Here is a 23,884-nt window from a genome sequence, read left to right on the forward strand (position 1 = left end):
GAAATTTTCTAAAGGTCTTTTTCGTATTATAAAATGTTATTGTATAATTAATTAGCCAATGGATTGGATTGAAGTTCGGTTAAAGGAACTGGATAAAAATTGTTTTTTGCAGGATCAAAACCATTGCGTCCAATAGCATCAAGGGCTGCTTTTGTTTTTCCCCAACGGCGTAAATCATAGAAGCGGAAGTTTTCTTGAGGGAACTCAATAATTCTTTCGTGCTCAATTTGAACTTTCACCTGATCATAAGTGGTTCCTGTCATTCCTGGCATATCGGCTCTAGCACGTACCTGATTGATTAAAGGTATCGCTGCGGCTGTTTGCCCCGATTCATTTAGAGCTTCTGCTTGCATTAATAATACATTAGAATATCTCATAAGAGGAATATTTAGGCCAATGAATTCTTGATCCATTTTTTCCTGAGTAGTTGGAATGAATTTACGGAATACAGGTTTGTCGGTATCACCAAAACGTTCATCGTATGTTTTTCCAAACAAAAGAGGATTGGCAGGATCATTAAAATAAGGATCCTTAAAGAATATGGTACTGTACAAACGAGAATCGTAGCCGCCAGTAGTAGCTATTTTTCCCTCTTTTTTATACTCGTCCATCAACATTGGACTTGGTAGGATTTCATCCCATCCACCCAGTTCACTTGCTGCCATCCAGTAATGAATAGCCGTACGATAGGAAGCTCCATTTGCTGTATTTTCAGAAAATTGTAATTCAAAAATGGATTCTGGTGAATTCTCATTGCTTCCATCAAACATACTGCCGTAATTCTTCACAAGGGAATATCCTTGAACCTTATTTAAGGCAGTAATAGATTCGTTGAGGTATGCTTGTTTTTGAGCGGTTTCTTCGTAGGCACGTGTTAAATAAGCAAAACCAAGATAACTATTCGCCGCTCCACTGGTAGCACGACCTGTATTATCACTCGGCTGTACTGCTGGGAGTATAGCTGCGACAGCTTTTAGCTCACTGGTGATGAAATCCCAAGCTTCAACACGAGTCGATAAAGGAGCATTTAGTTCGGATTGATCTGTGATGTATTTTTTTCGAATAATAATTTGATCCCAATTCAGCAATAATTTCATGTGGTAATAAGCACGGAGAAAACGGGCTTCAGCATCTATCTTGGTTCTGTCGCTTTCGCTTATAGTTGATGAAGGTACTTGTTTCAATTTATCGATAACTTGATTGGCATTGCTTATTCCTCTATAATTGTTATTCCAATAGCTAGTAAATTGACTGTTCCCATTGGTGTAATTAAAAGCGTATAGTTCTACCCAGTTTTGATAATTTTGAGCATCACTTCCCAATAGGCAAATGTCTTCGCGGTATGCTTCGACGGACCATTTTACTTCCGAAAATGCCCATTCATCAGTTGAGCCTTCCAGCTGGGCGTAAGTTGCCGCTAGGCCTGCTTCGGCATCAGATTTGTTTCTCCAAAAATTTTGAGAAGTAAGTTCATCTGGTGATTGTTGATCTAAAAAATCACTGCATCCAACTAAAGTGAATAAACTTACGATTGAAAATATATAAAATGTCTTTTTCATAATTGTGCTTTTAAAGATTTTATTAAAAATTAAATTGGACACCCGATACGAATGATCTAGTAAAAGGAAATACAAAACGATCTACACCAGTATTAAGAACTGATGATCTTGAAAACTCAGGATCAATACCTTCATAGTTAGTGATTGTAAATAAATTTTCGGCACCTACGTAGAATCTCAATTTGTCAATTTTTGCTCCTGCTAAGAATTTCTCAGGGATGGTATACCCAAATTGTAATTGACGAAGACGTATAAAATCACCGCTTTCAAGAAAACGTGTTGATTCACGACTGTTTCCGTTTGGATCTGATAAAACGGCGCGTGGGATGTTACTATGATTCTCAGGAGTCCATGCATTAAGAGTAGTAGCTAGCATGTTTGTGCCATTATTCATAGATTCATAAAAGTATCTGTTTCCATTATATAGTTTGTTTCCCCAAGCACTTCCTATTAAAGCTGAAAAATCAAATCCCATATAATTGGCTCCCAAAATAAGATTGGCTTCCAGTTTAGGCAGTCCGGTTCCAGAATACACTTTATCCTCTTCATCAATAGTTCCGTTACCATTTATATCCTTGAAACGAATATCTCCAGGTTTTGCGTCTGGTTGAATTAAATTTCCATTTTGACTATAGGCGTTTACTTCATCCATAGATTGGAAAATACCATCGGTTTGATATAAATAAAACGCACTAATTGGTTTTCCTACGTGAGCTTGAGTTGGAAAATGTTCAGCTCCAAATTTTAAACCTTCTCCATAAATTACTTGACCTTCATTGGCGAGTGACACGACTTTATTTTCAAGGGTAGTTAGATTGAATCCTACATTATAGTTGAATTCATTTACTTTATTACGGTAATTAATTTCAAACTCAAATCCTCTATTACTGATTTCACCTACGTTAAGAATTGGATCATTGATTCCAGCCGAAGGAGCAATTTTTTTAGTAATCAACAAGTCTTGAGTTGTATTGTAGTAATAGTTCATAGATCCGCTTAGTTTGCCTCCTCGAACTGTATAATCAATTCCAATATTTTTAGAGTCTGTTGTTTCCCATTGTAGATCTTTATTTTCTAATGTAGTTGCAATACTTCCTGGCCAAGGATTGTTCCCATTTCCTTGTACATAACCATATTTTAAATTATTTCCGGTAGTGATTAATGCACTGGAAGAATAATAACCTAATGCTGATTCGCTACCCAATTGTCCCCAACTCGCACGTAATTTTAAATTAGACATGAAGAAATTTTCAGGATAGAATTCTTCTTTTTCAATTTTCCATCCCAAAGCAATTGATGGAAATGTACCGTAACGACTGTTCTCTCCAAATTTTGAAGAGCCATCATGTCTCAAACTCATTTGAAGAAGGTAACGGTCTTTATAGGAATAATTTAAACGACCAAAATAGGATAATCTATTGTATTGGAATTTTGAACCATCGGCATTATAAGTACCCCCTTTTCCGGCGCCAATAGTTTCAAAGCTTGGATCCAAGAATCCAGCAGCTTGTTCTGAAGTTACAATTTGCCCATTTTCTACCGTATAGTTAGTAGTCTTTCCTTCTACTTCTACCCCTGTCCATTCTGAAGACATTTCGTTTAAGGTATTACCCAACATTAAATTGAAAGTATGATCTCCAAAAGTTTTATCAAGGGTAAGTATGTTGTCTAAGATTTGGTTATCCCAATGTGTATTTGTATTACTTTGTACTGTATATAAATGTGGCTCTTTATTATTGGCAATATAAGGTGGATTATGTGCCGTTAATTGGTTATTTGTTACGCGATACGAATAAGCAACTTTATATTTTATCCAAGAGGCGATGTTGGCGGTTACTCCAAAATTCACGGTAAAATCTTGTCCTTTATCTATTTTTGAATTGAAATTTTGCTCGGCTACAGGGTTAGTGTATGAAGGTAAGCCGTTTTTATTTGTTAATCCATATCCGTAAGTTTCATTGGCATCATATACAGGAACTAATGGCGAAATGGAATACACCTCTTTCAATTGGAATGTTGGAAGCTCACTTTGTGTTCCTATATAAGCCATTTTGGCGTCGATATCAAAAATTGATTTTTTGAAACTAAGCCTTGCACTTGCGTTTTGTCTTTCAAAATCATTACCAATTACAATTCCTTCTTCTTTGACAAGGTTACCATATAGCGCATATTTTACGTTTCCGTCTTTACCTTGTATTCCTAAACCGTAGTTTTGTGCCAGTCCAGTGCGGAAAACTTCGTCTTGCCAATTGGTATTGGCCGTTGCCGGAGTAGTGATGTAAGCTGGTAAAGCTACCGGTTGACTTGAATATTGATTGTAATTATCATAAATGTTTTTGGTCACCGTTTGGTATCCTTTTGCATCAAGCATTTCAAGTTGATTGGCAGTAGAAGAACTATTTAAATAAGCTGTAAAATCAACTTTTACACCATCTTTTTGTCCATTTTTTGTGGTTACCAAAATAACTCCATTTGCGGCAAGTGATCCGTAAATAGCTGCCGCAGCTCCATCTTTAAGAACCTCCATTGATTCAATATCGTTTGGGCTTACAGTATTAATTGATCCTTGAAAGCCATCAATAATATATAAAGGCTCCGTGTTTCCAAAGGTATTTACCCCTCTTATTTTTACACTTACGCCGCCACCTGCTAGTCCACCTGTTTTTTGAACGCTTACACCAGAAACTAATCCTTGTAGCGCCTCTGCAGCACTAGCGGTAGTTCTACGCTCTATACTTTCTTTTTTTACTGATGAAATGGCTCCAGTAACATCACTCTTTTTCATTTTTCCGTAACCCACAACAATTACTTCGTCCAATTTATTGGTTTCGTCATGTAGGGAGATATTAATTTGGGTTTGATCTCCTACAAGTTCCGTTTGTTCTGTAAATCCAATGTATGAAAATGTTATACTTGGAGCTACTACCGTTGAAGGAATTGTCAGGCTATATGAACCATCAAAATCAGAATTTGTATTGATTTTAGTTCCTTTTACAATAACATTTACATTTGGTAGCGTGTTACCTTTTGTATCGGTTATTTTTCCTTTAATAGTAATAGTATTTGTAGCACTTTTGTTTTGATTGTTATCCTGTGCATGAATGGCATTAGGCAATCCAATGCATAAAAAAAGAGCGATATAAATGGCACTCCTATATAGTGGTATTGATTGTTTCATATGAGATAGTTTAAGATTATAGTTTGAAAAATTGGAAGATATTTTATCTCCATTTGCTAATTGTTATATTTTTTTCACCTCCTTTTTTATAAAATATAAATTGATTATTGATACTATTTTGATTTTTTTTATTTGCCTTAAAAATGATATTAATGTCATTTTATAAAATAAATAGAGGATAAACAAACTCTAAAAAATCGACTTAATTGGTAGTGTTTGATGATAAATATGGTTGTTTTGTTTCTTTTTTATTTTTATATATAAATAATTTTTTTAACGTTAAATTGAATTTTCATCAATAATGTATTCTATTTTTTGACAATATTCTTTGACTTAGCTTCTTTTTTATATAAAGATCGGTTTCAAAAATAGAGAAGTTTTAAAATAGCCGCATACTAGTACCTACCAGTTTGTTTGGCGTAAAAGCAATACAGAAGAAAATGAATAATTCTTGCAAAGTTTGAGTTAATATAGTATCATTTGTGATTGGTAAGCGTTTGGTTATTGTTTCATAACGGTCCCGAATTTTGAACTGTTTTTCAACGTTCTTAATTTTGAAAATTATTGAAATGCGGGAAAAAATAGTTTGATTAGTTTTGTGTTTAAAATAGACTTTTCCATAATTTATGATTGCATATTGTAATGGCAAAGGAGTATCAGAACATTGTTTTTTCACGTCTTTTGCATTTCAATTTCGACCCTACCAGTAAAGAGAATTTTTGATTTCTGTAATTTTAGAATGTATCTTTCCTGTTGTACTTAAAGAGTTAACAAGAGGTCATCAATTTTTGTGAATTAGGTTATGATATTTTGTAAAGAATAATGTATTTATTACACTTTTTTAATTATATAATAGTAGATTGGGTAGTTTATTATGATGGAATCATAAATTAATGGAAACCGACTTTGTTAAAAAAAGGATTGATTTAAAATAAAAAAATAAAGATTAAGGTTGTGCATTTAGATTGTATTTTAGCATAAATAAGAATAAACTGGTAGGGTTTTAATAAGATGATATTATTTTCTACGATTTAAAAAGAAGGTTGCAAAAACAATTTTTGAGTTGTCTATAAATCGAATTAATCTATAAATTGGATATCACCTTGAGCAGTTTTGTTTTAAACAATCCATTGGGTTGGATTTAAATATATTAACTTAGTTGTATTGAAAATTCTCAAAGCATCATGAAAAAAATAATCATAATAACTGCAATTTTAATAGTTACGTTCAGTAAGACTTATGCACAAGGAATAAGTTTTAAGGCTCCGGATTACGAATTAATCAAAAAGAATATTCAGGATAAAAAATCGAATTATTATTATCCAAAATTATTGGAAAGAATGATTTCCAATGATACATTATTGACTAATGAGGATTATAGGCATTTATATTTCGGATATGTTTTTAACCCAAAATACGATGCCTATTATAGGTCGCCAGATGAAGAAAAATTAAGCAAATATTTCACCAGTGATTCGATATACGAAAAGGATTATGACGAAATAATAAAATTATCAGAGCATTCTATTAGCTTATTTCCGTTTGATTTGAGACAGATGAATTACCTAGGATATATTTATCATTTAAAAGGAGATAATGTTGCCGCCAAAAAAATGTCAAATCGATTTCAAAACATTTTGGAAGCGATATTGTCATCCGGGAATGGAGAGAAATGTGAAACAGGAATGCACGTTATATCGGTTAGCCACGAATATGTTTTTTTGAATATGTTTCGATTGGAATCTATTTCCCAAAGTCTAGAGGGAAATTGTGATTATTTAGCTTTTGAAAAAGGAAAGTACAAGATAGACGGAGTGTATTTTAATATTCAAAAAATGCTAGAAAACGAAAGTGAACATTTAAAATGAAATTTTAGCTAAATTATCATTTTAGGTAGGACTTGCATTAATTTCCAAAATTTGTAAAATCTGTTTTTTTTTTGATCAATCTTTGGAATTTAAAAGATAGTGTAATCGTTTTTTTAAATCCGTATATTTGATTTTTACAAATTCATATCCAATGAAATCAAAATCAATAGAAGAGTTCTATCAGGAAATTACTGGAGACTCTGGTATGGAACCGAATTCATTATTACCCGATGGTATTCAAAAAGAAATTGGGCATTTTAATGTTTTCAATATCAAGGAGCTTTATGAAAGGTTAAAGGAAAAGTCTTTTATGCCTTATGACCGAAGAGCCTATTATAAAATAAGTTTGATTCGGGGAAAAAATAGAGTGGAGTATGCAGACCGCATAATTGAGATTGAAGAGAGTGCTCTCTTATTTGCCACACCAAAAATCCCTTACAATTATGTTCCATTAGATACAACACAGCAGTCGGGACATTTTTGTGTTTTCACGACTGAGTTTTTGACCAAAGACAAAAGCGGAATCGACTTGGATAAATTGCCTATTTTTCAAACAGATGGCTATCCCGTTTTTCAGTTGACAGAAGATGATGCCATTGCAGTTGATTTGATTTTCAAAAAGATACATCAAGAAATCAATTCGGATTATGTGTATAAATATGATTTGATTCGAAACTATGTGGCGGAGCTGATTCATTTTGGACAAAAGCTGCAGCCTGTGACTGCTTTGTATTCTAAGCATAATTCAGCAGCCAGGGTTTCTTCCTTATTTGCAGAATTACTCGAAAGACAATTTCCTATTGAATCCCCTCGACAACGTTTGGAATTAAAATCAGCCAAAGATTTTGCGGCCCGTTTGGCCATTCACGTCAATCATCTTAATAAAGTTTTAAAAGAGAATACAGGGAAAACAACCACAGAGTTAATCAGTGACCGATTGATTCATGAGGCCAAAATTCTATTGAAAGAAACCGACTGGAATATTTCGGAAATTGCCTATTCACTAGGTTTTGAGGAACTGGCACATTTTTCAAATTTTTTCAAAAAACAAACCACACTGACGCCATTATCTTTTAGGGTTTAAGTAATCTGATTTGAATTTTGCAAACTCTCGATTGATATTTGCAATAGGAGAGCTATACATCTGAACTAATTTTGTCTTATCAAATTAAAACAAAATTAAAGATGGAAATTAGAAACAATAAAATAGCATTAGTTACAGGAGGAAGCCGCGGATTAGGAAAAGATATGGCTTTGAATCTTGCCAAAAAAGGTCTTGACCTAGTACTAACTTACAACAGCAAAAAAGAAGAAGCTGACAGTGTTGTAGATGAAATCGAAAAATTGGGACAAAAAGCAGTAGCCATTCAATTGAATGTTGCTGAGGTAAGTGGTTTTGATTTGTTTTTTCAAAAGGTTGAAACTGCTTTGAAAGACACATTCGGAACTGATAAAATCGACTTTTTGATCAACAATGCTGGTGTTGGTCTTCATGAAAGTTTTTCGACAACAACCACAACCCAATTTGATGATTTGGTTAATATTCAATTCAAAGGGCCTTTTTTTCTAACTCAAAAAGCATTGGATATTATGAATGACGGTGGCGGAATTGTAAATATTTCATCAGGATTGACCCGTTTTTCATTTCCTGGATATGCTGCCTATGCAAGTATGAAAGGAGCTATGGAAACTTTGACCAAATACCAAGCAAAAGAATTGGGAGCTAGAAAAATCAGAGTGAATATTGTTGCGCCAGGCGCCATTGAAACCGATTTTGGCGGTGGAGTAGTTCGTGATAACGAACAGTTAAACCAGCAGATTGCTTCGATAACCGCATTAGGAAGAGTAGGTTTACCAGATGATATTGGAAGTGTAGTGGCCTTTTTGTGTACTGATGATGCCAAATGGGTAAATGGACAACGCATAGAAGTTTCGGGAGGAATGAATTTGTAATTAGAGTATCGTATGAAAAACAAAAAAAGAAGCTTCAAAAGCTTCTTTTTTTGTTTCTTGTTGCAACGACTGTAACTCAATCCAAAGCATTTACGCTTGCAGCAGTCGTATTACCGGAGATTCAAGTTACAGATTCATTTGTTGCAATTTTTACATTTTCTTCAATCCTTTCATATCGGTATCTGTTGCTTCCTTGATACTGATTGCAACTCCACCTCCAGGAGCGATGTATTGTTTCAGAACTGTTTTTGGAGTCACGATGACTTTGGTAACGGTGTAACTTTGCGGTTTTTGGTTCCAGCTGGCGTCTTTGGCATCGGCATAAATGGTGGCGATGTAATTTTTGCCAGTAGGCAGATAATCAAAAGCGATGGTGGCTGTTCTTGCATTTTCGTCGGTGATTCCACCCACGAACCAAGCCGCTTTTCCTTTAGCTTTACGGGCAATGGTAATGTAGTCACCCGGCTCGGCTTCTAGGATATAACTGTTATCCCAATCTACTGCCACATCTTTGATGAACTGAAAAGCATCTGGGAAACGATTGTAGTTATCCGGAATGTCAGCAGCCATTTGCAGTGGGCTGTACATAGTCACATAATACGCTAATTGTTTGACCAAAGTGGTATTCACGCGTTGGTTACCTCCTGTTTTGTAATAGGTAAGATCAGTTTGGAAAATACCTGGGGTAAAATCCATTGGTCCACCCATCAAACGGGTAAAAGGTAAAATAGTAGTATGCTCAGGATTTAGCCCTCCCATAGCTTCAAACTCGGTTCCTCTTGCAGATTCCTGTGCTACCCAGTTAGGATAAGTACGATTTAAACCGGTAGGACGCACCGCTTCGTGACTGTCAATCATAATTTTATAATCGGCTGCACGTTCGGCAACGTGTATGTAGTGGTTGACCATCCATTGTCCATCATGATGCTCGCCACGCGGAATAATCTGTCCTACGTAACCAGTTTTTACGGCATCGTAACCGTTGTCGTTCATAAACTGAAAAGCACGATCCAATCGGCGTTCGTAGTTGGTTGCAGATCCTGAGGTTTCGTGATGCATGATAATTTTTACCCCTTTTGCGGCAGCGTACTCATGAACGACTTTGACGTCAAAATCTGGATAAGCCGTTGTGAAATCAAAAACTTCCTCTTTCCAATTACCAATCCAGTCTTCCCAACCAATGTTCCAGCCTTCGATAAGGATAGCGTCAAAACCATTTGCGGAAGCGAAATCAATATACTCTTTGGCATGCTCTGTGGTTGCTCCGTGTTTTCCATTAGGCGTAAGCTTTGTGAAATCTTGGTTTAATTTTACGTTGTTCTCAACTCCATAGGCCCAAGTGCTTTTTCCAGCCACGAAATATTCCCACCAAATTCCAATGTATTTCGTTGGTTTTATCCAGGAAACATCTTTGTAGCTTGTCGGTTCGTTGAGGTTTAGGATTAATTTGGAAGCCAGTATTTCGGTGGCTTTATCGCTTACGACAATCGTTCTCCAAGGCGTTTGGGTATCGGTTTGCATGTAGCCTTTGTTGCCCATGGCATCCGGAGTGAGATGACTGCTCATTTTGAAAGTAGTTGCATCCACATTCAGGGACATCGCCGGATAATTAATCAAAGCTGCCTCGTGGATGTTGATGTACAATCCATCATCGGATTTCATCATCGATGGGGTTTGCACGGCTAGCCCTTGAATAGGCTGTTGCGCACTGATAAGCGCAGTGGCTTTTTTCATCAGCGAAGGAATCTCCGAGATTTTAGAAGTGGTATAGGCATATTCATTGGTGTCATAATCTCCCGGAATCCAGAAAATTTTGTGGTTGCCGGCCAATTGAAATTCGGTGTGTTCCTCTTTGATTATAAAATATTTCAAATTGTCCTGTTTTGGGAATTCATATCGAAATCCTAATCCGTCATTGAACAGACGAAAGCGAATACGGATGTAGCGATTGTTGTTTTTGGCCTGAGCCAAAGTAACCACCAATTCGTTGTAATTGTTACGAATGGTTTTTTCCTCACCCATAACTGGATTCCAGGAATCATCCACCGATTTTTGTTCCGAATTTGTAATCGAAAAACCGTCCATAAACGAAGGGGCATCTTTGATCTCGAGTCCCAAAGAGCTGGGATTGATTACTGATTTTCCTTTGTAAGACAATTGGTATGAAGGTACTCCATTTGCGGTAAGCTCAAATTTGAAGATAAGATTCTTATTAGGTGAATTTATTTCCTGCGCCTGCATTAAAAATGGGGCAAGACAAATCAATAAGAATACATGGAGATGTATTTTTTTTAGGCTATAAATCATTTTTTTGGTTTTTGAAATAAAAAGAGAATTGTAAAGGCGCACAAAGACAAATAGTTTCGAAGTATTAAAAATTTAAACAACCATACAATCAATTTAAACAAAAAGATATATGAATTAAATCTTAGCAGTCTTTGTGGCTTTACAATATGTTGAAGATTGCAAATCGTCTTAATAAATATTTACCTACATCAGGTTCTGTTGCAAATATAAGCAACAAGACTTGATAAGACCATTTGCAATCCTACCAGTTTATAAATTAATTTTTTAGAACCATGTATTGATATGGCTGTAAAGTGATTTCAGACGCAATGGTTACTGGAGCACCTCCAAAAGCATCTTTCCAAGCTATTTTTGAAAGTGGGGCAGGAACAATATATTTAGCGGCAGAACTGGTCAAGTTAGAGAGTACTAACACTTTTTCAGAATCAGTTTCCATAGAGAATACACTTATTGCATCATTGCTATATCCTTTATAAGTTCCTCTTTTTATGGCATTGCTGGAATTTCTAAAAGTGATTATTTTTTTGTATTCAGCAAGCATGCTTGCATCGGCAGTACTCCAATCGATAGGAACATTATGAAAATAATCGATTTTTTGGGCATATCCAATTTCCTGAGCGTTATAAATCATAGGTATTGATTTCATATATGCAGCAACTACAAAAGTAGCGATAGAGCCTTGTTTGCCTCCAAATAATGTTAGCGGCGTGCCATCGGACCAGTTAACATCATGGTTTGAAGTGTATCTTACAATGCGTTGTGAATTGTCATAATTTGTAGCATATTCAGCGGCATTTGCATCTTGCAAAGAGGTTGCCGGTTTTCCTTCGCTAAACACTTTTTTCAAAGCATCAAAATAAGCAAAGCCAAAAGTATAATCAAAACCAGCCACAAAATTGGTAACTTTTGTTCCTTCTGCAAGCATTAGGAAATTTTGATTTTTAATTTTTCGTAAAGAGGCATTGGCTTCTGTCCAAAAGCTTTGGGGAACATTATCAGCATAATCACAACGGAAACCATCAATGTTTGCAGAGTAAACCCAATATGACATAGCGTCAATCATTTCCTTTTCCATTTCAACATTGTTGAAATTCAATTGGGCTACATCACTATATCCTGGAGGTGAAACAATTTTGCCTTCGCTGTCTTTTTGATACCAATCTGGGTGAGCGGTAATCCAGGCATTATCCCAAGCAGTATGGTTTGCAACCCAGTCTAGTATTACTCCCATATTTTTTTTATGAGCTTCATCTACCAAAGTACGTAAATCTTCCAATGTTCCAAATTCGGTATTTACTGCTTTGTAATCCTTAACAGCATACGGAGAGCCTATGCCTTTGAGAACTCCAATGGGATAAACAGGCATTAAATAAATAACATTAGCACCTAGTTCCTGAATATGAGCCAGTTTTTCCTGAACTCCTTTTAGGTTACCTGCCTGACTAAAAGCGCGAATGTTTACTTGATAGATTATGGCATCTTCTTTGGCTGGCATTTTTTCAAATGCTGTTCCATATTGTGGATATGTTGGTGCAGGTGTTGACTCATCATCTGAAGAATCGCAGGATGCTAATACTGAAGAAAAGATAAGTGCAAAAACTATGTTGATATATAATTTCATTTGTTTAATTTTTTAATAATAATCGTTATTTGTTTTGTAATGGATGCACCCCTCCTCTTTTTAGGGAAGAGGAATGCATTTTAACTAACCAAACCATTTCATTTAATATAGATTATTTTTTGTTAGATTTTAGTAACCGTGTAAGTTGCAGTTGCAGGATAACCATTTACGGCTGGGTTGACATCATTTATGGTAAAAGTGATTTCATAAGTTCCTGCTTCCCCCACATAATGCGCTCCTGAATTGTCTAAATACATGATACCTTCATCATTGTTTTTGGCTCCGTAGTTAATTGTCCAAGCGTCATTAAGTCTGAATTTTACATTTCCAGGGATTAAGTCTAAAGTCACTTTCCATTTTTTATTGACATGGTCATAAGCCATAGGAGTACTCGTGTTCCAACTTCCTGGTGTAGCATCACCAACAACACCCCAAGAATAAGGAATAGAATTCCATTTTAGGGTTTTAAGGTTTACAGTCATTTGATAAGAACCTGCGCCTGGCATTTGAAAATCGGTATCACTCATGTTTTTTAAATCTTGATTAGAAGCTCCTGCACCATAAAATTGAGCCCAGTTTCTTTCTTGGTTTAATTTGAAACCTAAACCAGCCCCAACAGGAATAGACACATAACCTTGATATATACCTACTGATATTGGATCAAAGGATGCCGCATTATCTACATTCCAGCCTTGGTAACTTCCAGGCATAATTATTTGTCCTGTAGGTTTAGCTTCATAAGGAGTAACAGTCAAAATTATTGGTTCAGAATATGCTGAGTGATCCAAATAGGATTCTACACGAACAGCAATTTTTCCAGCTGCGTCTATTGGTAAACCAAGTAGTATTGCTATTTTATTAAGCTCTACGCCCAATAAAGATTTACTCAATACATCTTCACCAATTATAACACGAGTAGCTTTACCCCAGGCTTTTTCTCCAGTAATGTCTGCTGGTATGTCAAATTGCAAAGCATAAGTAACCGGAGCTTGTATAGGATAAGCCACAGCTGGCCAAGAAAGGGCAACTACAGGTTCAGATGAATTGTCATCTGAGATAACGATAGTTTTTGTTGAAGCTTCTACTGTCGATGTAAAGCTAACCTCTTGTAACGTGGTTAATTCGGCTGTTTCTTCACAAGATGCAGCAAGCAGCGCTACAGCGCAAAGTACGAGTAACTTATATATATATGTTTTCATATGAGTTCTTTTTTAGTAACCTGGATTTTGTTTTAAACCTGGATTTGCATTAAGCGCAGCAGTAGGAATTGGGAACAATTTTCTAAATGGCTGTGAAGCACCTCTAAATTCATTTGGCAATAAAAAGGTATCAAAACGAATCATGTCTTGTCTTCTATGTCCTTCCCAGTTCAATTCGAATCCTCTTTCGTTATAAATATCAGTAAGAGTAGGATTAGCATCTAGTGCATTAAGACCAGCTCGTTGTCTTACAGCATCGATAAATGGTTTTGCTGCCGTTGCATTTCCTAGCCTAACATGACATTCAGCGGTCATTAACAAGACATCGGCATATCTAAAAATTGGAAAATCATTAGAAGCTCCTCCTCCAGTAGTTATTCCTGCAGGATAAAATTTAGTATTACGTACTCCTGCTTGCGCTGGTGCTCCAGGATTGTCTAATGAACCTATTTCAAGAGTGTAATTAACGCCTCCAGGCTGTTCACCAATTAAGAATTGTTTTTTACGAATATCTGAATCGGCATATTTTAAGTAATACTCTTTTGGAATAACAGTTCCATTCCAGCCATTGTACCCAAACAAGGCATAAGCATTGGCTCCGGCCATACTACGAACCGTAAAAATATTACGAGAAACAACGTCAACAGTAGTGTAAATAGATAATATAGTTTCATCTTCTGGAAGTACGTCTCCAAACAATTCAAAATATTTATTCCCTAATGGGCTTGATGCATTTGCACTTCCTGAGTGAAGAGAGAATCCACCTTCATTTAATTTGTTGCAAACAGCAAGACATTCATTCCATTTTGGAGTTCCTGTATAAACTCCTGCATTCAAATACACTTTAGCCAATAACATATAACCAGCCCATTTGTTGAAACGTCCATAGTATTCTCCACCTTTAGTACCCGAAAGTAATTCTACATTATCGTTTAATTCTTTAACAATAAAATCATAAACAACTTTGCGATCGGCTTGAGGAATTTTATCTACGGTAATGTCATTTGAGGTATAAAAAGGCACATTGCCATAATCGTCCATCAACAAATAATAGAAAAAAGCTCTTAATACTTTGGCTTCTGCAATTTTTGAAGGATCGGCGTTTGCTTTTTCTAATTGATCTACGGCTAAGTTGGCACTAAATACAGATTTGTAAAGCCATTTCCATGTATTATTTACCATTAAGCTTGATGGTAACCATTCGTGTTTGTACTGTTGCGCAAAATCCAATTGCCAGTCTCCTGTATTTCTATGAGGAATAACTTGTTCGTCACTCGACATGGCATTTAGGTCATACCAGCCATTATCGGCACCAGCATATCCAACACCATCCCAGTTTCCTCCAACTTGTGCATAAACGGCTGCTAGAGCTATATTTGCACCTTCGGGAGAACCATAAAAAGTTTCCGTTTGATATTTATCATAGACTTTTTCATCTAAATCGGTGCAGCTCGCAAATGATAAGAGACTTAAACTTCCTATCAATACTATATTTTTGATTTTCATTTTCTTTTACTATTTAAATTTAACACTTAAACCTAGACCAAAACTTCTGGTACGAGGATAGATCCCTATATCATTACCAAAGTTGGAACTTCTGTCACCACCATTACCTTTTAAATTGATTTCTGGATCCATACCAGTATAATCAGTAAATAGTAATAGGTTATTACCATTTAAAGTAAGGCGAAGTGATTCAAGGTATTTAACATTTTTGAAATTAAAATTATAGCCAAGAGTTATATTGTCTAATCGTATAAAATCACCTTTTTCAAGCCATAAATCAGATACATATTGAGTGGTGAACATTCCTAGAGGAATTGAGCTTGTTAAAACATTAGATTTACCAATGCTTTCTTGATAACTTAAACTTTTGTTCAAACTATTATAGATTTTATTACCTCCAGAACCTCTCCAAAGCATTGAAATATCAAGGTTTTTATATCTAAAGGTAGGATTGAATGCAAAAGTATAAGTTGGCATTGCAGAACCGTTGTATGCCCTGTCAGGACTTGTTGATCCTTGATCGATAATGCCATTTCCATCTCGGTCTAGCACCTTCTCAGCATTAGCATTGTCCTTTCCTATACTATGCAAAGTGTAAAATGAACCTACTGGTTTTCCTTTTACCAAATAAGAATTTGGAGCACCCCATTCAACAAAATCTGTATTCAATGGTACCCCATTGATAGACCCGCTTAAATTTAAAACTTCATTTCTCATAAAAGAAACATTCCCTGCCAGAGTAAGGGTAGTGTTTTCGTTACTGATTAAATCATAGCTCAATGAAGCTTCTATTCCTTCGTTCAAGAGACTACCTACATTGGCATATACTTTATCATATGGATAAGGAGGCTGTGGCACGGTGTAATTAAATAAAAGGTTCTCTGTGGTTGCAGTATAAGCATCAATAGAACCTCTAAGTCTATTCTCCAAAAGAGCAAAATCAATACCAATATTGGTTTGTTTTTTGGTTTCCCATTTCAAATCAGGATTAGCATTTTGAACCTGAATGTAATTAGTGATTTGTGAACCTCCAAAATAAGTAAGATTTGGATTTCCTTGCCCTACTAATGAAAGGGACTGTTGCGGATATAATCCTTGTTGGTTACCAGTTTCTCCATATCCTCCACGTAATTTTAATTGAGAAAAGAGAGTTTGATTAGCCATAAAAGATTCTTTATCAATTGCCCATCCTAAAGACACTGATGGAAAGTTCCCCCATYTATTATTGTCTCCAAATACAGATGAACCATCTTTTCTAATACTTCCAGTAAGTAAATAACGGCCTAAATAACTATAATTAAAGCGAGTTAAAAACGATATAAGGGTTCTGTCATTTTTATAAGAAGTTATATCACCTGGTTTTGCATTAGAAAAATCTCCTAATTGCAATGCATTATAAGTAGCAATATCATTTATAAAACCACGAGCTTGAGCAAAATTTCCTTGATAGGATTGATTTTGCCACTCATAAAGAGCCAATACATCCAGATTATGATTCCCTAATGTTTTTTTATAATTAACGCTCATGTTCATAAGCTTTTCATTTACCTTATTGTTACTGATATTGGCAATACCTTTTTGATCAATAGCATCGGCATCTGTTGATTCTGCTGGGAGATAGTAGCCGTGAGTAGTATTGGTATTTCTCCAACTTCCAAAACCTGCTACAGTTACACCGTCAATGATTTCTAGTTCTGCTTTTAAACTTCCAAATAAATTGTTGTTTTCATCATGATTATTAACCGTTTCTGCCGCAGCATATGGATTTAAGTAATGGAATACGTTAGGGTCAGTAAAATAAGTGCCATCAACATTATAAACAGGATTTGTAGGGCTCACAAAATAAGAGTTTGTAATTAAGTTGGACTTAAATGCTGCTCTCCCAATTTCTCCAATACTATTATCTGTTTCAATAATACCACTGTTAAGGTTAAAAGTCAATTTTAATTTATCATCCAATGCCAACTGAGTAGCTTGTATGCGTCCGATATATTTATTGCTTTTTGAATTTATAACTACACCTTCTTGTAAAATTGCGGTAATAGAAGCTCTATAATTAAATTTATCTGCTCCACCACCAAAGGCCAAAGCATGAGTTTGAGTAAACCCAGTTTGTGTCAAAATATTGAACCAATCGGTACTTGCGCCATGATTTGCTGATGCAGGAACGCCTATTAATTGTGCCTGTTGCCACCATTGATCAGCATTAAGAACCTCTAATGGATTTGGAATTTCATCTACAGACATTGTTCCTGTATATTCTACTGATGTTTTACCAGCTTTGCTTTTTTTGGTTGTTACAAGTACAACCCCAGCAGCACCTCTTGATCCATAAACAGCAGAAGCCGATGCATCTTTCAAAATATCTATAGATGCAATTTCACTTGGTGGAATTTGGTTTAATAAATCAAGATTTCCTTGAACTCCATCAACAACTACTAATGGATCACTTCCTCCAACTAATGAAGTTAATCCTCGAATTCTAATATTGGGTGTAGATCCTGGCTCACTTCCAACTTGATTAATGTTTACCCCGACCATTTTACCCGAAATCAATTGTAATGGGTTTACAATAGTTCCTTGATTCATGTCTTTTTGGGCAATTGATGAAACTGCTCCTGTTACGTCTCTTTTGGACATAGTACTATAACCTACCAATACTACTTCTTTTAGAGATGTTGTTTCAGGTTGTAACTGTATAGTAATGTTTTCCTGGTTGGCAGGAACAACTTTTTTAATATAGCCCATGAAAGAAATAACCAGCATGGCTGAATTGTTTTGTACCGTAATTTGAAAGCTTCCGTCGAAACCCGTCGCTACACTGTTTTGTGTGTTTTGCTCAGTAACGGTAGCACCAGTCAATGGCATTCGATTCTCGTCTACCACTTTTCCTTTTACAGTTTGCTGTAGAAAAGGCAAACTTTCGGTTATGGCGAAAGTGGGTTTTTTGAGCATAATTTGTGTGTCCCTAACTATAATCTCTGTTGGAATACCTTTAAAAAGATAATCCAATACGACTGTTATGTTCTGATTTTTTACGTGAATAGACACCACGCGATCTAAATCGATATCGTCTAATTTGTAAATAAATTTAAAGTCTGTTTTTTGTTCAATGGTTTCAATAACCTTTTCCACAGTGGTATTGTTCAATTCCAAGCTCACTTTTGTCTTTTGGGCATAAGAATCGGCTCGGGAATTAAAAATAGCGACTAAAAGCAGTAGTGTTGTTAGTTTCAATTTCAGGTCAATTTTGAACAACGAAAATTGCATTCCGTCATTCTTTGGTTTTTTTTTCATAATTTTGTTAATTGATTGTATTTAATCTGTTAGGTTCAATCGCTTATAAATCGGAAATTGTTCGCAGCTCTTTCCGATTTTTTTATTTTATCATATTCAACTTTTCATTTTTCATTGGTTTTTAAGGGTTATTTAATAGTTATTACTTTGTTTTTGGTGGTATAATCGAAGCCATATACATCTTTGAAGTAAGTCAATACTTTTTCTATAGGTTTGTCTCCAAAACTAGCATTGAATCTTTCATTGGCTAATTTGTTGTTTTTAATTTCAATGGTGACATCATAACGTCTTTCCAATTTTTTACAGATATTATTAAAGCTCATATCACGAAACATTAATCCTCCATTCATCCACGAGGTATACATATCGGTATTAACTTCTTTAGTATTGATGTGATTGTTATTTTTATTGAAGCTTCCTTTGTAGCCTGGTTTAAGAATAGTGTTTTTATCGGCATTAAAAGTTTCATTTGCAGAGTACATTCCTACTGAACCTTCTACCAACACAACATCTGTTAAATCATCTTCTGGATAACTGGAAACATTAAAATGTGTTCCCAAAACTCTAACATTCAATTTATCGGCATTTACGATAAAAGGATGTTTTTTATCTTTTGCAACATCAAAAAAGGCTTCTCCATCGAGAAAAACTTGTCTGTTCTGACCAGCAATGAATTTTACTGGATATTTTAAAGTGGTTCCTGAATTTAAATGCACAATAGTTCCGTCTGATAATTCTAATTCAAATCTTTTACCATTCGGAATTTTCAAAGTATTGTACACCAGATTTTCAATTGATGCTTCTGTATCATAAGCAATTTTGTTTCCGTTTTGGTTTCCTACAACATTTCCGTTAGCATCGGTAACCTGACTTTTTTTGCCTTCCGAAATAACTTGGATTTCTCCATTTTCTAATTGTAAGGTGATTTCATTACTGTTGATGATGGGATTGTTTTTTGGTACAGCAACACTGTTTTTATAAGTAAGGCCAATTGATAACAATACAACAACAGAGGCAGCAATAGCCATGTATTTCTTGAAAGGGAATTTTCTTGGTTCTACTTCCATTTCTTTAGTCTCTTGGGCTTGAACTAAAATTTTGGAGAAAATTTGGCCAGCAGTATTTTTATCCATTTCTGGAGTTTCACCCAACAAGGCTTTTACCTCTTCAACGGTTGGGAAATCGGAGGTGAGATTGTTTTTTCTACAATAGTCAATCACTTCATCCGTTTCGTCGGCGGTGCATTGGTTTAAAATAAACTTATGAAGTAATTTTTTTATTTCCGAATTTTCATTCATCGTGAATAGGTTTTTTGTTTGCTCTTTATATAATACAGTTGAAAGGCAGTTGACTACTACTCAAACGTTGTAAGTTTTTTAATTTTAACATAATAAAATATTATAAATAAATCAACATGCTGATTTTTAATATTTTACTAATAAAAAATATTTTGAATTAAAAGCAAAAAAAATCACTCGCGAGGAGTGATTGTAGTATAAATAGAGTTTAAATTTAAGTGAATCCATCATGAACCTGAAAAAAGACTCGCATGGATTCGAGTGCTTTGCTCATTTGATTCTTGACGGTATTTACCGAAATTCCTAGTTCTTGACTTATTTCTTCGTATGTTTTGCCCTCTTTTCTAGACATTTTAAAAATGCGCTTTCGTTTGGGCGGAAGTTGTTTTATGGCCTGCTTTTTTAGTTTTTTGCAATCTGCTTCGCGAATGGAATAATCTCCCTCCACATGTGATTTCTCACTGGTGTAAAAAACTTCCTCTTTCAACAGCACATCATTTGCTGCTTTATTCAAAAGGTTAAAAGCTTGATTTCTGGCAATGGTAAAAAGATAAGATTTGAATGATTGTTCCAGATTTAAATTTTCTCGATGCAACCAAATCTTCAAAAAAACATCTTGTACATTTTCCTCGGCAAGTTCTTTGGATTTTAAAAGACTGATGCTATAGCCATAGATGTCTTGGTAATAGAAATCATATAGTTTACGAAAAGCTTTTTCGTTGCCATTTTTGAGTTCACTTACCAACAATTGTTCGCTAAAGTCTTTTGTTGTTGACATTGATTTATTAAACCTTTATTTTTTTGGGATTATAATAAGGATATTCTTAGTTTAATGCTATTAATAGCTTCAATTATGAGCAAATATATAAAAATATTATTCGCAACAAGATTTTAATAAAAAAGTTGCTTTTGATTTTGAAGAGCAAGGAAGGTGTTTGAAAAACAATAGTACACAGTATTTTATGGATATACCTTAAATGTTGTTTGATTTGTTATCAACTGTTTATTATTCGCTAATAATTAACGATTTAGCTGTTGTTTCAGAATGGGTATTAATCTGTTAAAGGGCATTAATTATTTTAAAAAAAGTAAGAAATTAAGGGAATTAAATATTCTCAATTAATGAAATTTAATCCCTTAATTTTTTATATAAAAACCAAATGTGAGATGTTATCGAGTCACTTCCTCAATCAAATAAAAAATGGATTTAAAGTCAATACCGCTCATTTTTTCAAAACCAATTTCGCAGGTTCGGCTGGTGGAATAACCTTCTTTGCAGTTGGTAGGAATTTGTGCTTTTAATTCGCGCAATCCGTGTTCATTCAATTCTGGAATAAGGAAACCTCTATCTCCGGCAAAACCGCAACAATTGCTGTCAATTAAGGTAACTTTCTCGGCACAAAGTTTAGATAAGGATACCAATTGTTCTGTTTTTCCAATTTTTTTAACGGAGCAAACAGGGAAGACCGCTACAGTATCTTTTTTGTTTTTTACAACCAATTGCGGCATTACATAATCTAACATGAATTCGATGGGATCGACGATTTTTAAGGTTCTCGTAAATTCTTCTTTCGAATGGTAAAAACAAGGGCTCATATCATACAAAACGGGATATTTTCCGTTTTCTGAAGCTTTTAGAAGGTCGTTTTCCAATGCCACGGATTGTTCATGGTTGGCTTCGGCAAAACCTTTGCTTGAAAAAGGCATTCCGCAACAATGAGTATCTATGGACTCTGGATAAATTATAGTGAATCCGGCACGAACCAATAACTGATGTGTCAATTCGGTCAATTGAAGATCATCAGAGTCTTGGAAACGATTTTTTCCCATGCTTCTGTTGATGCAGGAAGGAAAGTAAACGACTTTTAAATCAGCGGTTGTATTCATTGCTTTTTCATTAAAGGTTTGACCGCAGATTCGCAGATTTTCAATTATAATTTTTCAAATCTTTGGCTAAAAATTAAAAAATAATCTGCGAATCTGTGGTTAATTTTTTGTATTTATTTTATCAGCTCCTTTTGGCATTTCGGGAATCCATTTCGGGACTTTCCCAAAAGTGATAAAATGGGACACATTTGACAGTGCGGTCATAACGGTGGTTCCAAGAATAGCGTGAAAAAAGGAAACAATTTTTAATCCGGTTCTCAAAATCGATGTAGTTCCTGCCATGTGTGTGCCAATATATGCAGCCACTTTTTTATTACCTGAATCCAGTTCTTTGGCACGCCAAGTTTTTACAAATTTTCCCGTATCGATATGAACGGGACATGCCAAGGCACAAAGACCGTCGGTGGCGCAGGTTTCGTCCAGCTGATAGGTAACGTCTTTTCGAATGTCAGCTAATCTGCTCGGATCTTCGTTTGTGCTTTCTAATCTGCTTATTTCCCTAGCAATCACAATACGTTGGCGCGGAGATAAAGTCAATCCTTCGGATACACAATGTGGCTCACAAAAACCGCATTCCATACATTTATCAACAATGTTATTGCATTCGGGAAGTGGTTTTAAATTTTTGAGATGCGCTTTGGGATCGGGATTGATTAATACATCCGGGTTAATTTTATTATTGGGATCAAAAATGTTTTTGATGCGCTTCATGATTTCGTAGGCTGTTGGTCCCCATTCTTTTTCCACAAATGGAGCCATATTACGACCCGTTCCGTGTTCGGCCTTTAAGGAACCTCCAAAACGGTCAACTACCAAAATGGCCAATTCGGACATTAGTTTTTCGTAACGATCCACTTCGGCTTGGTTCGAAAAATCTTGGGAGAAAACAAAATGTAGATTTCCTTCCAAGGCGTGACCAAATAAAACGGCATCGTGGTATTCGTATTTTTTGAATAAATCCTTAAGTTCTAAACAAGCATCAGCCAGTTGTGGTAAAGGGAAAGCAACGTCTTCAATTATTACCGTTGTTCCGTTTTTTCGAAGTCCACCAACAGTTGGTAATAAACCTTTTCGGGCTTTCCAGTTAAAATAATATTGTTTTGGATCACTCGTAAATTCATATTCTGTATAAGTTGGAATGGATTGAATTTGTAATCGAATTTGTTCTTGTTTTTGTTTTAAAAGAACTAAATCATTGTCTCGGCATTCAACCAATAAAGCGCAAGCCGATTCGGGTAAATTTTTGAAATAATCAGGTGCATCATCATCATTCTCGACTGAGCGAATCGATTCTCTGTCCAATAATTCTACTGCTGCAACGGGACTTGATTTCAACAAAATAGTGGCATTGCAGGCATCCTGAATCGTGTTGAAAAAAATCAAAGAACAGGATTTGTATTTTTCGTCTATAACTGTTTTGAAAGTTACATTCGAAATAAAAGCCAAAGTTCCTTCAGATCCCACCATTAGATGTTTTATGATATCAATTGGCTCCTGATAATCGACCAAGGCATTGATACTATAACCAGTCGTATTTTTTATCTTGAATTTATTTTTGATTTGATTGTAAAGCGTTTCATTGTCTTTAATTTCATCTCTAAGACTTTCGATTTCTTGAATTAAAGCAGTTTGATTTTTCTTGAAAGCTGTAATGCTTTGCGCATCGGCGGTGTCCAAAATAGTTCCGTCATGCAATACAATTCGAATATCCGCTATGGTTTGATAGGAGTTTTGTGCAGTTCCGCAACACATTCCGCTGGCATTATTGGCTACTATTCCCCCAATCATGCAAGCTCCGATAGATGCCGGATCAGGCCCAATCTTCAAACCATGTGGTGCCAGATAATTATTGGCTTTGGCCCCAATAATACCAGGCTCGAGTTTTACTTTTTGATTGTTGTCCAAAAGTTCATAGTTTTTCCAACCATGTGTGGCAACCACCAAAACAGAATCAGTTATGGCTTGGCCAGACAAACTGGTTCCTGCAGCTCTAAAAGTCAAAGCAATGTCAAGTATTTTGGCCTGTTTTATAATTTCAATGACTTCCGATTCATCGTGTGCTAGAATTACGATTTTTGGAATTAGTCTATAAAAACTGGCATCGGTTCCATAAGCAAGGGTTTGCAGAGGATTGGTCAAAATGCGTTTGGAATCAATTGAGACGGATAAAATGTCTTTTAACTTTTGATAAGAAGGAGCTAACATAGCATT

At 35.4% G+C, this 23,884-nt stretch carries 14 protein-coding genes; 3 read left to right on the plus strand and 11 right to left on the minus strand.

Going from position 1 to position 23,884, the window contains the following annotated elements:
• Positions 1 to 47 precede the first annotated feature (47 nt).
• Positions 48 to 1,559 carry a RagB/SusD family nutrient uptake outer membrane protein gene (locus tag AC1DY0_RS02315; protein ID WP_477187070.1) on the minus strand — a complete coding sequence of 504 codons (1,512 nt, stop codon included), beginning with the start codon at positions 1,557 to 1,559 and terminating at the stop codon, positions 48 to 50.
• A gap of 22 nt (positions 1,560 to 1,581) precedes the next feature.
• Positions 1,582 to 4,737, minus strand: coding sequence for a SusC/RagA family TonB-linked outer membrane protein (locus AC1DY0_RS02320; protein WP_477187071.1), 3,156 nt, complete (start codon positions 4,735 to 4,737; stop codon positions 1,582 to 1,584).
• A 1,184-nt stretch (positions 4,738 to 5,921) separates the two neighbouring features.
• Here AC1DY0_RS02320 and AC1DY0_RS02325 point away from each other — a divergent pair.
• The 3 genes from AC1DY0_RS02325 to AC1DY0_RS02335 all read left to right on the plus strand — a co-directional run bounded on the left by AC1DY0_RS02325 (position 5,922) and on the right by AC1DY0_RS02335 (position 8,558).
• The gene (locus AC1DY0_RS02325) at positions 5,922 to 6,605 is read left to right on the plus strand and encodes a DUF4919 domain-containing protein (RefSeq protein ID WP_477187072.1); all 684 of its coding nucleotides are present in this window, start codon (positions 5,922 to 5,924) and stop codon (positions 6,603 to 6,605) included.
• Between the two features lie 151 nt (positions 6,606 to 6,756).
• Positions 6,757 to 7,689, plus strand: a complete 933-nt coding sequence (locus tag AC1DY0_RS02330; RefSeq protein WP_477187073.1) for a helix-turn-helix domain-containing protein — start codon at positions 6,757 to 6,759, stop codon at positions 7,687 to 7,689.
• Positions 7,690 to 7,790: 101 nt separating this feature from the next.
• On the plus strand, positions 7,791 to 8,558 hold the full coding sequence (locus tag AC1DY0_RS02335) for an SDR family NAD(P)-dependent oxidoreductase (RefSeq protein ID WP_477187074.1): 768 nt from the start codon (positions 7,791 to 7,793) through the stop codon (positions 8,556 to 8,558).
• Between the two features lie 150 nt (positions 8,559 to 8,708).
• Here the strand turns inward: AC1DY0_RS02335 and AC1DY0_RS02340 are convergent, their stop codons facing one another.
• From AC1DY0_RS02340 to AC1DY0_RS02380, 9 genes are all read right to left on the minus strand, one after another.
• Positions 8,709 to 10,865: a glycoside hydrolase family 97 protein gene (locus AC1DY0_RS02340; protein ID WP_477187075.1), complete on the minus strand. Its 2,157-nt coding sequence runs from the start codon at positions 10,863 to 10,865 to the stop codon at positions 8,709 to 8,711.
• A 256-nt stretch (positions 10,866 to 11,121) separates the two neighbouring features.
• The gene (locus AC1DY0_RS02345; RefSeq protein ID WP_477187076.1) at positions 11,122 to 12,486 is read right to left on the minus strand and encodes an alpha-amylase family glycosyl hydrolase; all 1,365 of its coding nucleotides are present in this window, start codon (positions 12,484 to 12,486) and stop codon (positions 11,122 to 11,124) included.
• A gap of 122 nt (positions 12,487 to 12,608) precedes the next feature.
• Entirely contained in the window at positions 12,609 to 13,685 is a 1,077-nt protein-coding gene (locus AC1DY0_RS02350) for a SusE domain-containing protein (RefSeq protein ID WP_477187077.1), read from the minus strand.
• A gap of 12 nt (positions 13,686 to 13,697) precedes the next feature.
• On the minus strand, positions 13,698 to 15,191 hold the full coding sequence (locus AC1DY0_RS02355; RefSeq protein ID WP_477187078.1) for a RagB/SusD family nutrient uptake outer membrane protein: 1,494 nt from the start codon (positions 15,189 to 15,191) through the stop codon (positions 13,698 to 13,700).
• 9 nt (positions 15,192 to 15,200) lie between these two features.
• Positions 15,201 to 18,488, minus strand: a complete 3,288-nt coding sequence (locus AC1DY0_RS02360; RefSeq protein WP_477187079.1) for a SusC/RagA family TonB-linked outer membrane protein — start codon at positions 18,486 to 18,488, stop codon at positions 15,201 to 15,203.
• Between the two features lie 128 nt (positions 18,489 to 18,616).
• A complete protein-coding gene (locus AC1DY0_RS02365; RefSeq protein ID WP_477187080.1) occupies positions 18,617 to 19,786 on the minus strand; it encodes a FecR family protein in 1,170 nt (389 codons plus the stop codon).
• Between the two features lie 214 nt (positions 19,787 to 20,000).
• The gene (locus tag AC1DY0_RS02370; RefSeq protein ID WP_477187081.1) at positions 20,001 to 20,564 is read right to left on the minus strand and encodes an RNA polymerase sigma factor; all 564 of its coding nucleotides are present in this window, start codon (positions 20,562 to 20,564) and stop codon (positions 20,001 to 20,003) included.
• 392 nt (positions 20,565 to 20,956) lie between these two features.
• Positions 20,957 to 21,673, minus strand: coding sequence for a heterodisulfide reductase-related iron-sulfur binding cluster (locus tag AC1DY0_RS02375; RefSeq protein ID WP_477187082.1), 717 nt, complete (start codon positions 21,671 to 21,673; stop codon positions 20,957 to 20,959).
• 99 nt (positions 21,674 to 21,772) lie between these two features.
• The gene (locus AC1DY0_RS02380; RefSeq protein WP_477187083.1) at positions 21,773 to 23,878 is read right to left on the minus strand and encodes an FAD-binding and (Fe-S)-binding domain-containing protein; all 2,106 of its coding nucleotides are present in this window, start codon (positions 23,876 to 23,878) and stop codon (positions 21,773 to 21,775) included.
• Positions 23,879 to 23,884: the final 6 nt, after the last annotated feature.

The organism is Flavobacterium sp. P1_E4 (assembly GCF_056405915.1).

Coding starts and splice junctions, on each gene's coding strand:
- AC1DY0_RS02325 (WP_477187072.1), top strand. CDS start 5,922: ATGAAAAAAATAATCATAATAACTGCAATTTTAATAGTTACGTTCAGT.
- AC1DY0_RS02320 (WP_477187071.1), bottom strand. CDS start 4,737: ATGAAACAATCAATACCACTATATAGGAGTGCCATTTATATCGCTCTT.
- AC1DY0_RS02365 (WP_477187080.1), bottom strand. CDS start 19,786: ATGAATGAAAATTCGGAAATAAAAAAATTACTTCATAAGTTTATTTTA.
- AC1DY0_RS02370 (WP_477187081.1), bottom strand. CDS start 20,564: ATGTCAACAACAAAAGACTTTAGCGAACAATTGTTGGTAAGTGAACTC.
- AC1DY0_RS02340 (WP_477187075.1), bottom strand. CDS start 10,865: ATGATTTATAGCCTAAAAAAAATACATCTCCATGTATTCTTATTGATT.
- AC1DY0_RS02355 (WP_477187078.1), bottom strand. CDS start 15,191: ATGAAAATCAAAAATATAGTATTGATAGGAAGTTTAAGTCTCTTATCA.
- AC1DY0_RS02350 (WP_477187077.1), bottom strand. CDS start 13,685: ATGAAAACATATATATATAAGTTACTCGTACTTTGCGCTGTAGCGCTG.
- AC1DY0_RS02315 (WP_477187070.1), bottom strand. CDS start 1,559: ATGAAAAAGACATTTTATATATTTTCAATCGTAAGTTTATTCACTTTA.
- AC1DY0_RS02380 (WP_477187083.1), bottom strand. CDS start 23,878: ATGTTAGCTCCTTCTTATCAAAAGTTAAAAGACATTTTATCCGTCTCA.
- AC1DY0_RS02345 (WP_477187076.1), bottom strand. CDS start 12,486: ATGAAATTATATATCAACATAGTTTTTGCACTTATCTTTTCTTCAGTA.
- AC1DY0_RS02330 (WP_477187073.1), top strand. CDS start 6,757: ATGAAATCAAAATCAATAGAAGAGTTCTATCAGGAAATTACTGGAGAC.
- AC1DY0_RS02335 (WP_477187074.1), top strand. CDS start 7,791: ATGGAAATTAGAAACAATAAAATAGCATTAGTTACAGGAGGAAGCCGC.
- AC1DY0_RS02375 (WP_477187082.1), bottom strand. CDS start 21,673: ATGAATACAACCGCTGATTTAAAAGTCGTTTACTTTCCTTCCTGCATC.